Raw genomic sequence first — 16,080 nt, 5'->3', positions numbered from 1 at the left:
GTGAGTCTCCAATGGAGGCGCACGTTTTTTTATTGAGTAACTGAATTTGGTACAATTTCCCCAGTCCTCAGTTGCTCATCTCCCCCAGTTCCCAATGGCTCGTATTCCCACCTTGACATTTGACCGTGGCACAATAATATTACATCCGCCACCACGGGGTAAAGGTTGGATGGACTATGCTACCTGGGATGATAGGGTGGAAAAATTCCGCATTCCAGGGATGAAATATCGTGCTGTGGTGGAAGCACTGCAAGCCGAAGACGTGGATTTTATCGATGAAGCTAAAGAATTTTACCCCGTAGACTTGGTAGCAAGTTTAGAAATGCAACCCTATCCCCATCAAAGTGAAGCTTTAGCAGCTTGGAAACTGGCGGGAAGACAGGGGGTAGTTGTTTTACCTACGGCGGCGGGAAAGACTTATTTGGCGCAAATGGCAATGCAGTCTACACCCCGGACTACCTTAATTGTTGTGCCGACTCTAGATTTAATGCACCAGTGGTATGCTCATTTAGTCTCGGCTTTTCCAGATGCGGAGGTGGGTTTATTGGGGGGTGGTTCAAGAGATAAAACGCCGATTTTAGTCGCCACCTACGACAGTGCCGCCATTCATGCCGAAGCCTTGGGGAATAAGTATGCTTTGATTGTGTTTGATGAGTGCCATCACTTACCTACCGATTTTAACCGCGTGATTGCCGAATATGCGATCGCACCCTATCGTTTAGGACTATCAGCCACACCAGAACGCACCGATGGCAAACACGCCGATTTAAATATTTTGATTGGTCAAGAAGTTTATCGCAAGCGTGCCGAAGATTTAGCAGGGAAGGCGTTAGCAGAACACGAAATAGTGCAAATTAAGGTGAAATTATCCCAGCATGAGCGAGAAAGATACAACAATTTAATTCAAACTCGCAATGATTTCTTGCGACAATCAAAAATTTCTTTGGGGAGTATTCAAGGGTGGCAAATGTTTGTGCAGATGAGCGCGCGATCGCAATCTGGACGTAGAGCTATGTTAGCACACCGCCAAGCCAAAGAAATCGCCCTCGGCACTGATGGTAAGTTACGCATTTTAGCTAATTTACTCGCCAAACATTATCCAGAAAGAATATTAATTTTCACGGCTGATAATGCCACAGTTTATAAAATTTCCCAAGACTTATTAATTCCTGCCATTACCCATCAAACCGCAGTCAAAGAACGCCATGAAATTTTAACTAAATTTCGGGAAGGTGAATATAATACTTTAGTTGCTTCCCATGTTTTGAATGAAGGTGTTGACGTTCCCGCCGCTTCTGTAGCGATTATTTTATCGGGGACTGGTTCAACTAGAGAATATATTCAACGCTTGGGCAGAGTTTTACGTAAGGGAAATATTGCGGATAAACAAGCAATTCTCTACGAAGTTATCGCCGAAGATACCAGCGAAGAAAATACATCAGCTAGGCGACGGGGTGAGGATAAAAAAGCCAACTTAAAAGTAGTTTATGGCAGTGGTAAGGGAGAAGTTGCTAAAGCTGCCGAACAATTAGAAATTAATTATGTAGTCGATAAATCACCAGATAATAAACAGGGAAATGCTACCTACAGAACTACTAAGCCATCGTCTAAACGGCGAAGAAATCATTCCCAAGAGACTGAAAATTGATACAAAAAATTTAGAGTTAGCTAACGACTTAATTAATTGTTTTCAGTCGGCTTTGGGTAAAACTCAAGGTGAACTTGAGCGTCAACTTTTAGATTTAGAAGGTGATGCTACAGATTATCGAGTCAAAAGAGGTTTAGCTTACATTATTAAAAGCAATTTTTGTACTTTTGAAGTAGTCAGTCCCCTAGAACCACCCATGTTAAGAGAAAGGGTGTTTGCCTTAGCAGCGAAATCTCCACCTAGTCGGGAATCAACTCAAATGACATTGGTGAAAATTGCTGATGAATTAACTCAAGAATTAGAACGAGAAATTTTACCTGAGCAAGTCCGTGATGGTATCTATGCTGACTTAGTTGAAAATAGAATCCTCACCAACTTTGACACACCTACAGGTGTAGATTTAATTAATAGATATAATTTATCTCAAGTGCAGGGGATATTTTATAAAGCCAGTAAATTAATATTAAACGCCCATCGCAATGTGCCAGGAGAATATAAGCTGTTATTTCGCTATTTAAAATTGTTTCAATTAATGGCTTATATCGAAGGTGATGCTGACCACGGCTTTACAATTACCGTAGACGGGCCGACGAGTTTATTTACTCCTAGCACAAGATATGGGTTAGCGATCGCTAAATTAATTCCTGCCTTACTTCATGTTACCAAATGGAGTCTCGCCGCCACCTTACAAACCCGTGACGTTTACACAGATGCTTGGCGAACTGGCAGATTTACTCTTAATTCTGAATGTGGTTTAGTTTCCCATTACTCCAAAGGAAAACCCTACGATAGTATGTTAGAAGCATCCTTTGCTGATAAATGGGATGCAATGAAAACCGACTGGGTATTAGAGCGAGAAGTAGATTTAATTCCCATTCCTGGGAGTGTAATGATTCCTGATTTTCGCCTAGTGCATCCTGATGGACGGGAATTTTTATTAGAAATAGTTGGTTATTGGCGACCAGAATATTTACAAAAGAAATTTTCTCAAGTGCGCCGTTCTGGTTGTGATAATTTAATTTTAGCAATTTCTGAAAGATTGAATTTAGAAAAAGCGGGAATTAAATTAGATAATGTTCCAGCTAGAATTGTGTGGTTTAAAGATAAATTATTACCCAAGTCTGTGTTAGCAGTAATTGATTAATAAATAGAACAAGTTGAAAAAAACAACTATATTAAGCAATGTAAAAAAAATTAAGATTGAGTTAGTAGTAAGGACTTTAGTCCTTAGAGATTTTCTTGCTATAGTGAGGTACAAGCAAAAATAATTAAATGCAGATACACACAGATAAATTTGCACTTCAGGAAACTAGTAAAGGCTATATTTGAGAACTAAAGTTCTCACTACAAACCTAGCGACCCGATTTGATCATTAAAGTATATTTAAGGTGCGTTACGGCTTACGCCTAACACACCCTACGTATCTGTTCAATAATCAAATATTATTCCTATACCATTGATTTTCGTGCCATCTCAGTAATTACCAACGGTAATTACTGAGAAATCTTTTGATTGCTGCCAGAAATAACAGTATATTAGCCGATTTCAATCACATTCCCGTATCAGTAGTATGTAGCCAGGATTTTGGATTTAAAGCCTACATTCATGCGCTATTCCAGAAGCTCTAAACAATACTACCTATGCCAATTTGGTTGTAGGTAAAATTTTTATTTTTATAAATATCTCAATATTATTAACAATTCTGATTTATATATCTACAAAATGAATAGGTCGTTAAATATTTCTTGTGGCTGGAAGACTTTTAGATTGGGTTTTTTCTTAACAGTATTATTACTCAATTATCAATCCGCATTCTGTGCAGAATCTCCTACTAAAGTTATTGCCCAAACTCCTAATCCCCGTGATTTACCACCAGAACGCTTCAATGATATTCCTGTTGATCCCTTACCATCGGAAATAGTACCACCGCCTTCCAACCAGGATCAATTACTGCCTACACCTCAACTTCCAGAACAGCCAATTCCGGGACAAGATGATCCTAATGCCAAATTTCAGGTTGATCGGATTGAAGTTGTTGGTAGCACAGTGTTTACACCAGAACAGTTTGCAGCAATTACAACTCCGTTTGTAGGGCGAGAAATCACCTTTGCGGAGTTGTTGCAAATCCGAGATGCGATTACAAAACTCTACACAGATAAGGGTTATGTGACAACGGGAGCATTGATTGCACCACAGGTATTAGAGGCGGGAGTGGTGAAAATTGAAGTAATTGAAGGCACTTTAGCAGAAATCAAGGTTACTGGTAATCGGCGATTGCAAAGTCAATACATTAGCGATCGCCTTCGATTAGGTGCAGCTAAACCACTAAACATACCACGCTTACTAGAAAGCTTACAACTGCTACGTCTCAATCCCCGTATTCAAAACTTGTCAGCTGAGTTGCAGTCTGGTGTGACTCCAGGCACAAATATATTGCAAGTCGAAGTGCAAGAAGCAGATACTTTCCAGTTAACCACAACTTTGGATAATGGGCGATCGCCAAGTGTCGGGAGTTTTCGCCGGGGTGTAGATATCCAAGAAGCTAATTTACTCGGTTTGGGTGATACCCTCAGGGTCGGTTACACCAATACTGATGGCAGTAACACCATCAACCTGAATTACACATTACCAATTAATGCCCGTAATGGGACTGTATTCTTTGGTGTTAATCAAGGTTGGAATCACGTTATTGAAGAACCATTTAGCGTTCTGGATATCCAGTCAAATACTCAAGCTTACGAATTAGGCTATCGACAACCTCTCATCCAGAAACCAACCCAGGAATTGGCTATAGGATTATCCTTCTCACGCCAGTCAAGTCAAACAGAGTTAGGTATTGATAATATTGGCGGATTTGCTCTATCCCCTGGTGCAGATGCCAACGGTAAAACCAATATTTCCGCTCTGCGCTTTTTTCAAGAATACACCCAACGTAGTAATCAGCACGTTTTTGCGGCGCGATCGCAATTTAGTTTGGGAGTAGGTTGGTTTGATGCCAATATTAGCCAACAGCAGCCAGATAGCCGCTTTTTTGCTTGGCGAGGACAAATGCAATGGGTACGCCAGTTAGCTCCAAATACTTTATTTTTCGCCAGGGGTGATTTACAACTAGCCAATGACTCTTTAGTCCCCTTAGAACAATTTGGTTTGGGGGGACAAGTCAGTGTAAGAGGCTATCGTCAAGATACATTACTTACAGATAATGGGTTGCTAATATCAGCAGAATTGCGGTTGCCTATTCTCCAAGCTAAAAAAATCAATGGTTTACTGCAACTAACACCTTTCATTGATGTGGGTACAGGCTGGAATACGGAAAATAAGAATCCATCACCCAGTACCTTAGTAGGAACAGGATTAGGACTGCTGTGGAAACAAGGCGATAGCTTTTCTGCCAGGCTTGATTGGGGTATTCCGTTGACATCTGTAGAGGGTGACAAAAGTAGTTTGCAAGAAAATGGCTTGTATTTCTCTATACAATATTCGCCGTTTTAATCTTATGTTTCACCACTATGTGATTTTGGGAACTCTTGTATATGTGATTACATAGTTGAGAACTAAACCATGAAAGCATCCTGTATGTGGGATTTGGCTAAAGTTATCTTGATAGCTGGGATGCTAGGCTGCTGTGATCTTGCCAAGGCTCAAGTCACGCCCGATCCTACCCTTAGCACTACTTTTTCTCAAAGTGGTAATGACTTTACCATTAACAATGGCGATCGCATCGGTAAGAATCTATTTCACAGTTTTAGTCAATTTTCTGTTCCCAGCAACGGCTCTGTATTCTTTAATAATGCCTCAGATGTGGATAATATCTTCAGTCGTGTCACTGGGGGTCAGATTTCCCGTATTGAGGGTTTAATTAAAGCTAATGGCCATGCGAATTTGTTTTTGCTCAATCCTAGTGGCATCATCTTTGGGGCAAATGCCAAATTAGATATTGGTGGTTCTTTTATCGCTACAACAGCCAATAGCATCAAATTTGCTGATGGAATTGAATTTAGTGCGGTAAATACCGCCGCTAAACCCTTATTAACAATGACTGTACCCATTGGCTTGCAAATCGGCAATCATCCCGCACCCATACAAGTCCAAGGGACAGGACATAGCCTCAATACCAACAGTAGTTTTTCTCCTGTAATTCGCAATCCTAGCTCTACCAAACTACAAATACAGTCAGGAAAAACCTTAGCATTGGTGGGTGGAAATATCACTTTGGATGGTGCTACGCTGAGTGCCGAGACGGGTCAAATAGAATTAGGAAGTCTGGGAGGCTCAGGATTAGTTAGTTTAGTACCGACTAATCAGGGTTATAAATTAGAGTATGAGCAGAGACAAAGTTTTGCTGATATTAAACTGGCGCAAAAGTCACTATTAGATGTGAGTGGGTTTAACTCCGGTGCAGTTCAACTCCAGGCAAGAAATATAGAATTTACTGATGGTTCGGTGATTTTCTCTCAGAATTACGGCAGTCTTCCCAGTGGAAATATTAATTTGCAAGCATCAGCAGCGATCGCTATGATTGGGACTACACCCGATGGAAAAATTCGCAGTTGGATTCGTGCCGAAGCCTTGGGAACTGGATCTAGTGCCAATATCAGTATTATAACTCCCCGCCTAACACTCCAAAAAGGTTCAGGAATTAATACTTTAACCTATGGAACTGCTAACGGTGGTAACATCCAGATTCAAGCAGGAGATATAGAACTATCCGGTTTTTCACCCCTCAATCCTACTGGAGTAACATCCATAACCACTAGTACCTATGGAAAAGGTGCAGCTGGTGATCTTTTGGTGAATGGGAATAATTTATTACTCTCTGGGGGAGCTTCCTTATCATCGGTGACGTTTGGTAGTGGTTCTAGTGGTCAGGTGATAGTCCACAATCAAAACACCACCGTCACAGGTGAAAGTCCTTCTGGATTATATAGCAATATCACTATGACTACATTTGCCAATGGCAATGCCAAAGATTTGAGATTAGATACTGGTAACTTGGAAATATTGAATGGCGGAACGATTGGTTCATCGGCATTCTTTATAGGTAATGGTGGTAATGTCCAAGTCAATGCCACCGAAGCGATCGCAATTAGTGGTAGCAGTCCCAACAATCAAAGTAACATTAATTCCTCTGCTGTGCGTTTGAGTTCACAAGTGCGTCAATTATTTAATTTGCCAGATATACTGACAGCGAATGCAGGAAATGTGACTATAACTACACCTAAGCTGACACTCTCAGACGGTGGGAACGTGAGTGTTACTAGTGAAGGTACTGGCAATGCTGGCAATCTCAAGATTACCAGCGATCGCATCGAGTTAAAAAATCAAGCTTCCATTCAAGCACAGACAGAATCTGGTCATGGTGGCAATATCAGTTTACAAGTAGGAGAGTTGTTATTTCTGCGTCAAGATAGCAAAATTTCTGCCACAGCTAGTGGTTTAGGAGACGGTGGTAATATCAACATTAATGCACCCATCATGATCGGATGGGAAAACAGCGATATTATTGCCAATGCAGTTAGAGGACGTGGAGGCAATATTCAAATTACCACACAGGGAATTATTGGCTTAGAGTATCGTCCTCAAATTACTGCTGAAAATGATATTACTGCCAGTTCACAGTTTGGGGTGAGTGGTACGGTGCAAGTGAATACGATTGGCGTTGATCCTAATTCGGGGTTAGTTGAACTCCCTGCTAATGTTACTGATCCGTCGCAGCAAATTGCTACAGGCTGTGTTGACACTCAAGGTAGTAGTTTTATTGCTACAGGCAGGGGTGGCGTACCACAAAATCCGACACAGGAAATGAGGAGCGATCGCATTTGGTCTGATATCCGTGATATTTCTGCATACAACACCACTAGCAAAGTTACAGCCCAAACACCCCCACAACGACAGATTCCCGTCCAAGCTACTGCCTGGCATCGGAACGACCAAGGACAAGTTGAGCTAGTTGCAAGACCATTTTCCAGTCAACTAAAGCCACAATTAAACTGTGCTGCCCTGTCTCAAAAGTAATTGGCTCTCAAAAGTTACATGATTATTTTTAATACATACATAAGAATACAATTTGATTTCTGAAAAAATCTAAATATATGTAGTATGTGTAGGGGAGGCAAATTGCAGTGTGGATTTTCCTCCTGCAATATTGCCGTTGTGTTAGGCGTAAGCCGTAACGCACCAAAGGAATTAGTGGTGCGTTACATACGTATCTGTTCAAAAATCAAATATGAGCAGTATAGTTTCTTCATTACCCGTGTTGATCAATATACCGTTATGGGAATAATAACATAGGGTATAAATGGAGACTCTGCAATGACAAAGCCTTATATTGGCTTAGGTTGGGTGACTCGAATATCAACAGGTATCATAGGAATCATTGTCCTGTGGCATAGCTGTGCCAAGGCTCAGATCACTTCAGATAATAGTCTTACAACCAATGTAACTGTATCGAACCAAGGCAAAGATTATACAATCACCAATGGTAATATCGCTGGGAAAAATCTATTTCATAGTTTTGAACAGTTTTCTGTTCCCACTAATGGTTCAGCCACATTTGATTTAGGTAACAACTCCAACATTTCGACAATCTTTAGTCGTGTGACTGGTGGCAGCATTTCTCAGATTGATGGCACAATCAAGATTACCCCAAATGGCAATCCTGTCAGTCTGTTTCTGCTCAATCCCCGTGGTATAGTATTTGGCCCCAAAGCCAATCTTGATATTAAAGGTTCATTTGTAGCTACAACAGCCCACAGCATCGTATTTGCCGATGGCTACAAATTTAACGCCAACGAAACAACCCCACCATCCTTATTAACCATCAGTGTTCCTGTGGGTTTGCAACTGGGAAATAATGCTGGAGCAATTCGCACCCAAGGCACACCATCACTCAACTTCTTGTATCGCCCCTCACAACTTTTTCAGGCTCAAACCTTAGCTTTGGTGGGTGGTGAAATTGATATCAATCAAACTAGTCTGAGTAACCCAGACGGCAGAGTTGAATTATGGGCATTGCGAAATGGTGAGGTGGGATTGAATCATCAAGCAGGATTACAACTAACTAGCCCCACAATAGCTGACTGGGGAACAATTTCCCTCAGACAATCCTCACTCATTGATACCAGTGGGGTGAATGGGGGAGCAATTAATATCCGTGGACGCGGTTTGACAATTAAGGAAGGTTCGGGAATTAATTCTGGAACAGGAGTATTTGGACAAGGACAAGGAATCACCATCAAAACCACGGAATTTGTAGACTTGTTAGGAGCATCTGCCCCAGAAAACTATCCCAACCCTGGATTATCTACAATTGTCTTTGGAAGTGGAGCAAAAGCAGGAGATATTACTGTAGAGACTGAAAGTTTACGGATTGCTAATGGAGCTTGGTTGCAATCTCTCAACTATGGCTCTACCTTCGATTTCACATCTACTCCCATCCAAAACACTAGCACTGGCAACATTACCGTCCGTGCCAAAAATGTGGAAATAAGTGGATATAACCCATTTGCTGATCCTGCTACTGGGGTTGCCAATTTTCAGCCCAGTGCTATTACTACCTTGGTTATGGGTGGTAGTAGAAATAATAGCGGCAGTATCACCGTTGAAGCTAATCAAGTTAGTCTGTTAAACGGTGGACGCATTAGTACAGATATACTTGGTTCTCAGTTTCCTGGTTTTGAGTCTATCACCACTGGTAATGCTGGCGATATCTCCGTTAAAGCTAGCGAACGTCTGGAAATTAAGGGAACTACACCTGTGGGATTGACCAGTGCTATTATCAGCTCGATTCAACCTTTTGCAGATGGTCAAGGCGGTAACGTTACTGTCAATGCAGGAGATTTGCAAATAAAAAATGGTGGGGCTATTTCTAGTGCATTATCAGGTCGTGGTCAAGCTGGAAATATAAAAATTAATGCTCAAAATGTCCAAGTCAGTGATCCAGTAATTGATAGTTTTAGTCAGACAGTCAGTGGTATTACCGTGGCGGTGGGTGAAAATGCGGTCGGTCATGGTGGGAACATTAACTTAACAGCTGATAGCTTGCGTGTATTTAATGGTGGACAGATCACCTCATCTAGCTTAGGTCAGGGCAATGCAGGAAATCTTGACTTACGAGTTAATCATATAGATGTAGAGGGTATATCTTCAGTCTTATCTAACGGTAAAATTTTACATAGCAGTATTACAGCATCTAATACCACTGCATTTACTGCTGGGTCAGTAATAATTAATTCCCAAACTATCAGTATTCGTGAACAAGGAGAAATTACTGTTAGCAATACTGGAACTGGAGATGCAGGCAACCTAAATATTAAAGCCAATAGTATTTTCCTGGACAATGCTGCTAGTTTGCGTGCGGAGGTGAATGGAGGTAGTAAAGGTAATATTATTCTTCGGGCAAGAGATTTTATTTTGTTGCGACATGGAAGTAACATCATCACTAATGCTCGTGGTGCTTCCACAGGAGGCAACATCGATATTCGTACTGCGTCTATTGTCGCTATTCCTAAAGAAAACAGCGATATTTCAGCTAATGCCGTCCTAGGAAGCGGTGGCAAAATCCAAATCACTACTCAAGGTATCTTTGGCTTGCAGTTCCGCAACCAACTGACTGCTGAGAGTGACATCACCGCTAGTTCAGAATTTGGGGTAAATGGTACGGTGCAAGTCAATACGATTGGCGTTGATCCCAATTCCGGGTTAGTTGAACTACCTGCTAATGTTACTGATCCATCCCAGCAAATTGCTACAGGCTGTGTTGAAACTCAAGGTAGTAGTTTTATCGCTACAGGACGGGGTGGTGTACCACAAAATCCTAGTCAAGAAGTGACGAGCGATCGCATTTGGTCTGATACCCGTAATATTTCTGCATACAGCACAACTAGCAAAGTTACAGCCCAAACACCCGCACAACGACAGATTCCCGTCCAAGCTACTTCCTGGCATCGCAACGACCAAGGGCAAGTTCAGTTAGTTGCAACACCATTTTCCAGCCAACTACAGCCACAGTTAAACTGTGCTGCCCTACCTAACTAGCGTTCATAACTATACCATTATGGGAATAATAAAAATGGTATAAATGGAGACTATATTAATGTGGAAACCTTTCGTTTGCTTAGGTTGGATGACTGAAATCTCAGCAGGTGTCATGGGAATTATTTTGCTGTCCCATAGCTGTGCCAAGGCTGAGATTACCTCCGATGGCAGTCTTCATACCACTGTCTCCTCAAACGAGAATCATTTCACAATTACCAATGGTAGTCATGCAGGCAGTAATTTATTTCACAGTTTTAGTCAATTTTCAGTTCCCAGCAACGGCTCTGTATTCTTTAATAATGCCTCAGATGTGGATAATATCTTCAGTCGTGTCACTGGGGGTAATATTTCCCATATTGACGGTTTAATTAAAGCTAATGGCCATGCGAATCTGTTTTTACTTAATCCCAGTGGCATCATCTTTGGGGCAAATGCCAAATTAGATATTGGTGGTTCTTTTATCGCTACAACAGCCAATAGCATCAAATTTGCTGATGGAATTGAATTTAGTGCTGTTAATCTGCCACAACAGGCATTATTAAGCATCAACGTTCCCATCGGATTACAAATGGGCAACAATTCCGCCCCAATCAGCGTTCAAGGGCAAGGATATGGACAACTTCTCACGGCTCAAAATTCTCTGATTACCCCCTATATTTCCAGTGTTACGGAAGCTAATCTGACTGTGAAATTGGGACGCACACTAGCACTTGTAGGTTCTGGGATGGATTTAAATGGTGGTATTTTACGTGTGCCGGAAGGACGAGCGGAACTAGGCAGTGTGGCAGAAGGTGAGGTGAGAATACATACCGTCAATCAAGGCTTTTACTTAGATTATGACAAGGTTTCTAGATTTAGTGACATTAATTTTACAGGGCGATCGCTGGTGGATGTCAATGGCATCAATGGAGGTTCGATTCAGGTACAAGGGCGCAATATCAACCTCACAGACGGTTCAGTATTATGGGTGCAAAATCGAGGTATTCAGAGGGGTGGAGATATCAACGTTTTCGCTACCGAGAGTTTAAAATTATCAGGTGCAACTGCTGACTTAAAAATCCGCACCAGTATCATCAACGAAACAGTTGGCAGTGGTGCGAGTGGTAATATTAGCGTTGTCACACCAAATTTAAGCGTTAACAACGGTGCAATAGTTGCGAACCGTAATTATAAATCTGCCGATAGTGGTTATATCAGCATTGCAACCTCTAATTTCAATGTCAATGGTTATATTTCTACTGACCCTTCAGTCTATGCAGCAATTGGAACACTCACATTCTCTACAGGAAAAGCTGGTGATCTGAAAGTCACAACACAGAATTTGTCTGTGTTAGATGGTGGTTATCTCGGCTCGACAACCTTTGGACTTGGTACAAGTGGTACAGTTACAATTGATGCCGATCATGTGAATGTCATTGGAGCAACGCCCATCAGTATTCCTAGCATTATTTCTAACACGACTATTGGTCGTGGTGGTAATGCTGGAAAACTGAGACTAAATACTCGCACACTCACAATCAAGGAAAGTGGTAGTGTAACCACTGCCAGTCTTGGGGTAGGTAATGCAGGTGATTTGACTGTTAATGCGACGGAATCCATTAATATAAATGGACGATCACCAAGTGTTCCTTATGGTAGTAATATTTCATCAACTGTTGGCTCTTTGACGGCTGATTATTATACCCAATTATCAAATGTGAGCGAAATTCCTAGAGGCTCATCAGGACAAGTGACGGTCAATACTCCTATCCTCAAAATTAGTGATGAAGCCAGAATTAATACTGGTAACTATGGGATTGGGAATGCAGGCGCACTGAACATCAATACCGAAATGGTGGATTTAAATCAGGGCTTTTTAGCGAGTTTTACAGCTTCAGGACAAGGTGGTGATATCCATATCCGCACAGACTCCCTAATTCTGCAAAATCAGAGCCTAATTATAACAACTGCTTTAGGTTCAGGAGATGGCGGCAATATTATGATTAATTCGCCAGTTATTGTCGGATTAAAGAACAGTGATATTATGGCTAATGCCTTCACAGGTCGTGGTGGAAACATTGAAATTACCACTCAAGGGATCTTTGGCTTCCAGTTAAGCAACCAACTGACTCCTGAGAGTGACATCACAGCCAGTTCCCAATTAGGTGTGAACGGTACTGTAGATATCAAGAATTTTGGCGTTGATCCCAATTCGGGGTTAGTTGAACTCCCTGCTAATGTTACTGATCCATCCCAGCAAATTACTACAGGTTGTGTTGAAACTCAAGGTAGTAGTTTTATCGCTACAGGAAGGGGTGGTGTACCACAAAATCCTAGTCAAGAAGTGACGAGCGATCGCATTTGGTCTGATACCCGCAATATCTCTGCATACCAAACCACCAGAGCGGTAAAAGCCCAAATTCCTGCCTCTCCTGCAACTCCGGTTCAAGCTAGCGGTTGGCATCGCAATGCAAATGGCAAAGTAGAACTTTTCGCTACACCACACAGCAGTTACTTTTCCCATCTCACTCCCAACACCTGTACCACCACAGCGATCGCCAAGTAATCATGTTATAACCCTTGATATTTAGGGCATTCTAAGCATTGGAGACTGAAAAATCAATAAATTGAGTAGCCGAGCAAGATTGAAGATTTTATGAATTTCCTGTTAAAAAAACGCCGTTGGCTATACGTAAGCTTAAGTATTTTCAGCTTATGTTTAGCTGTGACGATGACACCAGCAAAAGCATCTGTGCAATCACCGATAGTTTCTCCCCTGAAGGCTTCAGTATCAACTTTGCTACCTGCCAACTCCTTAGAACAGGGGCGCAACCTCTACTATTCAGGGCGATTTGCAGAAGCTGCAACAGCTTGGCAAATGGCTGTACAGTATTACCGTAGCCAAGGCGATCGCCTGAATGAAGCCCTCAGTTTAAATTACCTCTCCCTAGCCCAACAGGAACTTCATCAATGGGACACTGCCAAGCAGTCAATTGAGCAAAGCTTACAACTGGTGCAAACTGCTCAACCCGCCGATGCGATTATTTGGGCGCAATTACTCAACACTCAAGCCAAGTTGCAATTATCTACTGGCAAAGCTGAAACTGCCCTGTTGAGTTGGCAGCAAGCACAAAAATTCTATGAACAGGCAGGGGATATAACAGGTAGTTTGGGGGTTCAAATTAATCAAGCACAAGCCTTACAAAGTCTGGGATTTTACCGCCAATCGCAACAAAAATTGCAGGCGTTAACATCAAAATTGGCAACCATGCCAGATTCAGAAGTGAAAGTTAGTAGTTTGCGATCGCTCGGTTTAGCTCTGCAAATGATTGGCGATCGCCAAAGTCAAAAGGTTCTGGAGCAAAGTTTAGCCATAGCCCAAAAAATTGACTCTAAACCGCAATTGAGTTCGATTTTAATTAATTTAGGCAAAAATGCCAGTTATTGGCAAGACCCAGAAGCCGCCTTCAATTACTTTGAACAAGCTGAACAATTAGCCACTAATCCCAATGAGCGTTTGCAAGGGCGGTTGGCTCGTTTTCACCTATTACTCGACTACAATAAACCAGAATATGCCGCATCCCTTGCACCGCAAATCTGGCAAGAACTACAAGAACTACCCCCCAGTCACAATTCTCTCTACGCAGCTATTAATTTTGTTGCCCTTATTAATCGTCACTCTAATTCTCAATCAATGCTGCCAATCGCACAGCAGGCAGAACTCATGGCGGCTACAGTCAAGTCTGCACAGCAAATCCAAGATACAACCGCCACGGCTTATGCTTTACATCAGTGGGGACAAATCTATAGTCGCACCCAACAGTGGTCTGAAGCCAAGAAACTAACAGAGCAATCTTTGAATATTGCCCGTCAACTAGCAGCCGACGATATTATTGCTCAATCGGCATGGCAGTTAGGAAAATTGTATCAACAAAAGAGCGATCGCTCCCAAGCCATTGCTGCTTATACTGAAGCCGTCAAAGCGTTAAAAGCACTGCGTTCTGATTTAGCTGCCATTAACTCTGATGTGCAGTTTTCTTTTCGGGAAAGTGTAGAGCCTGTATATCGGGAACTGGTGGGTTTACTGTTAGCGAATCAACCGAGTCAGGCTGAACTGATGCAAGCTCGTGAATTAATTGAATCTCTGCAAGTTGCAGAACTGGATAACTTTTTTCGTGAAGCTTGTTTAGATAAAACCACGCAGATTGATCAAGTTGATCCTACTGCCACAGTCATCTATCCGATTATCTTACGCGATCGCCTAGCGGTGATTCTCTCTCAAGCTGGAAAACCCCTGCGGTATTATCTCGCTCAAGCATCTCAGGCAGAAATTGAGCAAACTTTGGATAATTTGCTGGTTGGGCTAAATCCAGTTTCAGATAGCAAAGACAGACAGCGATTTTCCCAACAAATTTATGATTGGCTCATTCGTCCGGCGGAAACTGATCAAGCCTTTAAAGATAGTAAAACTTTGGTATTTGTTTTGGATGGTAAATTACGTAATATTCCGATGGCAGCCCTGTATGACGGTAAGCAATATCTGATTGAGAAATATGCCGTCGCCCTATCACCGGGATTGCAACTGATGAGAGCCAAATCATTACAACAAGACAAAATTAATGCGATCGTTGCTGGTATCAGTCAATCTCGTGCTGGTTTTAGTGCCTTGCCTGCTGTGGAATCAGAAGTCAAGCAAATTTCCCAGACAGTACCATCTTTGATGTTACTTAACCAGAAATTTACTAATCAAGCCCTGGCAGAGCGGATGAAATTTAATCAGGCCAATGTTGTCCACCTAGCCACCCACGGACAATTTAGTTCCCGCCTCGAAGATACATACTTACTTACCTGGGATGGACAAGTCAATATTAAGGAATTATCCGAACTCTTAAAAAATCATGGTGGTAATTCCTCTCAGGCAATTGAGTTATTGGTACTCAGTGCTTGTGATACAGCCACAGGAGACGATCGCGCTGTCCTAGGATTAGCGGGTTTAGCTGTTAAATCTGGCGCACGTTCTACTATTGCTACTCTTTGGCCAGTTAAAGACAAGGCAGCTGAAATGCTGATGACTCGCTTCTATCACCAACTACGACAACCCAACATCACTAAAGCTGAGGCACTACGACAGGCACAAATTAACCTGATTCGCCAAACTGATTTCCACGAACCATTTTTCTGGTCGGCTTTTGTTTTAGTTGGGAATTGGCTGTGAAAGGGAACAGCGAACAGGGAACGGGCAACAGGGAAAACTAAGGGGAGTGGCTTGGGCGGGGAGAGAAGTACGGCTTTAAACCTTACTTCGGTTGCTCCTTCTCCCCCTGTTGCCTACCCCCGCCAAAGAACTTTCTCAGCCAACCCTGCCTAAGTATTAGCACTTAATTAATATGCAATAAAATAGTCATTTACTTCATGGA

7 protein-coding genes are annotated in these 16,080 nt (G+C 42.0%); all 7 read left to right on the top strand.

Annotated features, from left to right (window positions below):
- Positions 1–94 precede the first annotated feature (94 nt).
- The 7 genes from ACPZ3T_RS28560 to ACPZ3T_RS28530 all read left to right on the top strand — a co-directional run bounded on the left by ACPZ3T_RS28560 (position 95) and on the right by ACPZ3T_RS28530 (position 15,878).
- Positions 95–1,648, top strand: a complete 1,554-nt coding sequence (locus tag ACPZ3T_RS28560; protein ID WP_490272795.1) for a DEAD/DEAH box helicase family protein — start codon at positions 95–97, stop codon at positions 1,646–1,648.
- Positions 1,578–2,792 carry a DUF790 family protein gene (locus ACPZ3T_RS28555; protein WP_490272794.1) on the top strand — a complete coding sequence of 405 codons (1,215 nt, stop codon included), beginning with the start codon at positions 1,578–1,580 and terminating at the stop codon, positions 2,790–2,792. The genes ACPZ3T_RS28560 and ACPZ3T_RS28555 overlap by 71 nt, the downstream gene beginning before the upstream one ends.
- Positions 2,793–3,370: 578 nt before the next feature.
- Positions 3,371–5,140: a ShlB/FhaC/HecB family hemolysin secretion/activation protein gene (locus ACPZ3T_RS28550; protein WP_490272793.1), complete on the top strand. Its 1,770-nt coding sequence runs from the start codon at positions 3,371–3,373 to the stop codon at positions 5,138–5,140.
- 69 nt (positions 5,141–5,209) lie between these two features.
- Positions 5,210–7,663 carry a two-partner secretion domain-containing protein gene (locus ACPZ3T_RS28545; RefSeq protein ID WP_490272792.1) on the top strand — a complete coding sequence of 818 codons (2,454 nt, stop codon included), beginning with the start codon at positions 5,210–5,212 and terminating at the stop codon, positions 7,661–7,663.
- Between the two features lie 297 nt (positions 7,664–7,960).
- Positions 7,961–10,684 (top strand): two-partner secretion domain-containing protein, encoded by a 2,724-nt coding sequence (locus ACPZ3T_RS28540; RefSeq protein WP_490272791.1) that lies wholly within the window; start codon positions 7,961–7,963, stop codon positions 10,682–10,684.
- A gap of 58 nt (positions 10,685–10,742) precedes the next feature.
- Positions 10,743–13,229 (top strand): two-partner secretion domain-containing protein, encoded by a 2,487-nt coding sequence (locus ACPZ3T_RS28535; protein WP_490272790.1) that lies wholly within the window; start codon positions 10,743–10,745, stop codon positions 13,227–13,229.
- A gap of 90 nt (positions 13,230–13,319) precedes the next feature.
- On the top strand, positions 13,320–15,878 hold the full coding sequence (locus ACPZ3T_RS28530; RefSeq protein ID WP_490272789.1) for a CHAT domain-containing protein: 2,559 nt from the start codon (positions 13,320–13,322) through the stop codon (positions 15,876–15,878).
- The last annotated feature ends 202 nt before the right edge of the window (positions 15,879–16,080 follow it).

The sequence above is a fragment of the Aliinostoc maniaoense genome, from assembly GCF_058172895.1.
This window is presented reverse-complemented; position numbering and strand designations above follow the sequence as displayed.